This is a genomic window from Pseudomonas sp. CFBP 8772, assembly GCF_014841665.1.
In the GTDB taxonomy this organism is placed as follows: Bacteria; Pseudomonadota; Gammaproteobacteria; order Pseudomonadales; family Pseudomonadaceae; genus Aquipseudomonas; species Aquipseudomonas graminis_B.
In genome coordinates this window covers 2501-5132 of sequence record NZ_JACYUI010000028.1, presented here as the reverse complement: position 1 = coordinate 5132, position 2632 = coordinate 2501, and the positions used below count along the sequence as shown (strand labels likewise).

Here is a 2632-nt window from a genome sequence, read left to right as displayed (position 1 = left end):
TGTGCAGATTGCTTGGGTGTTATATGGTCAAGCCTCACGGGCAATTAGTATTGGTTAGCTCAACGCCTCACAGCGCTTACACACCCAACCTATCAACGTCGTAGTCTTCGACGGCCCTTCAGGGAACTCAAGGTTCCAGTGAGATCTCATCTTGAGGCAAGTTTCCCGCTTAGATGCTTTCAGCGGTTATCTTTTCCGAACATAGCTACCCGGCAATGCCACTGGCGTGACAACCGGAACACCAGAGGTTCGTCCACTCCGGTCCTCTCGTACTAGGAGCAGCCCCTCTCAAATCTCAAACGTCCACGGCAGATAGGGACCGAACTGTCTCACGACGTTCTAAACCCAGCTCGCGTACCACTTTAAATGGCGAACAGCCATACCCTTGGGACCGGCTTCAGCCCCAGGATGTGATGAGCCGACATCGAGGTGCCAAACACCGCCGTCGATATGAACTCTTGGGCGGTATCAGCCTGTTATCCCCGGAGTACCTTTTATCCGTTGAGCGATGGCCCTTCCATACAGAACCACCGGATCACTAAGACCTACTTTCGTACCTGCTCGACGTGTCTGTCTCGCAGTCAAGCGCGCTTTTGCCTTTATACTCTACGACCGATTTCCGACCGGTCTGAGCGCACCTTCGTACTCCTCCGTTACTCTTTAGGAGGAGACCGCCCCAGTCAAACTACCCACCATACACTGTCCTCGATCCGGATAACGGACCTGAGTTAGAACCTCAAAGTTGCCAGGGTGGTATTTCAAGGTTGGCTCCACGCAGACTGGCGTCCACGCTTCAAAGCCTCCCACCTATCCTACACAAGCAAATTCAAAGTCCAGTGCAAAGCTATAGTAAAGGTTCACGGGGTCTTTCCGTCTAGCCGCGGATACACTGCATCTTCACAGCGATTTCAATTTCACTGAGTCTCGGGTGGAGACAGCGCCGCCATCGTTACGCCATTCGTGCAGGTCGGAACTTACCCGACAAGGAATTTCGCTACCTTAGGACCGTTATAGTTACGGCCGCCGTTTACCGGGGCTTCGATCAAGAGCTTCGCGTTAGCTAACCCCATCAATTAACCTTCCGGCACCGGGCAGGCGTCACACCCTATACGTCCACTTTCGTGTTTGCAGAGTGCTGTGTTTTTAATAAACAGTCGCAGCGGCCTGGTATCTTCGACCGGCATGAGCTTACGGAGCAAGTCCTTCACCCTCACCGGCGCACCTTCTCCCGAAGTTACGGTGCCATTTTGCCTAGTTCCTTCACCCGAGTTCTCTCAAGCGCCTTGGTATTCTCTACCCAACCACCTGTGTCGGTTTGGGGTACGGTTCCTGGTTACCTGAAGCTTAGAAGCTTTTCTTGGAAGCATGGCATCAACCACTTCGTGTTCTAAAGAACACTCGTCATCAGCTCTCGGCCTTGAAACCCCGGATTTACCTAAGATTTCAGCCTACCACCTTAAACCTGGACAACCAACGCCAGGCTGGCCTAGCCTTCTCCGTCCCTCCATCGCAATAACCAGAAGTACAGGAATATTAACCTGTTTTCCATCGACTACGCTTTTCAGCCTCGCCTTAGGGACCGACTAACCCTGCGTCGATTAACGTTGCGCAGGAAACCTTGGTCTTTCGGCGTGGGTGTTTTTCACACCCATTGTCGTTACTCATGTCAGCATTCGCACTTCTGATACCTCCAGCAAGCTTCTCAACTCACCTTCACAGGCTTACAGAACGCTCCTCTACCGCATCATCCTAAGATGATACCCGTAGCTTCGGTGCATGGTTTGAGCCCCGTTACATCTTCCGCGCAGGCCGACTCGACTAGTGAGCTATTACGCTTTCTTTAAAGGGTGGCTGCTTCTAAGCCAACCTCCTAGCTGTCTAAGCCTTCCCACATCGTTTCCCACTTAACCATGACTTTGGGACCTTAGCTGACGGTCTGGGTTGTTTCCCTTTTCACGACGGACGTTAGCACCCGCCGTGTGTCTCCCATGCTCGGCACTTGTAGGTATTCGGAGTTTGCATCGGTTTGGTAAGTCGGGATGACCCCCTAGCCGAAACAGTGCTCTACCCCCTACAGTGATACATGAGGCGCTACCTAAATAGCTTTCGAGGAGAACCAGCTATCTCCGAGCTTGATTAGCCTTTCACTCCGATCCACAGGTCATCCGCTAACTTTTCAACGGTAGTCGGTTCGGTCCTCCAGTTAGTGTTACCCAACCTTCAACCTGCCCATGGATAGATCGCCCGGTTTCGGGTCTATTCCCAGCGACTAGACGCCCTATTAAGACTCGCTTTCGCTACGCCTCCCCTATTCGGTTAAGCTCGCCACTGAAAATAAGTCGCTGACCCATTATACAAAAGGTACGCAGTCACCCAACAAAGTGGGCTCCCACTGCTTGTACGCATACGGTTTCAGGATCTATTTCACTCCGCTCTCCGCGGTTCTTTTCGCCTTTCCCTCACGGTACTGGTTCACTATCGGTCAGTCAGTAGTATTTAGCCTTGGAGGATGGTCCCCCCATGTTCAGACAAGGTTTCTCGTGCCCCGTCCTACTCGATTTCATTGACAAGAGATTTTCGCGTACAGGGCTATCACCCACTATGGCCGCACTTTCCAGAGCGTTCCGCTAAT

General features: G+C 52.3%; 1 rRNA gene (only partly in view). It reads right to left on the bottom strand.

The features are described from left to right. Positions 1 to 23 precede the first annotated feature (23 nt). A 23S ribosomal RNA gene (locus tag IFT99_RS25980) occupies positions 24 to 2632 on the bottom strand; it runs 284 nt beyond the window's last position.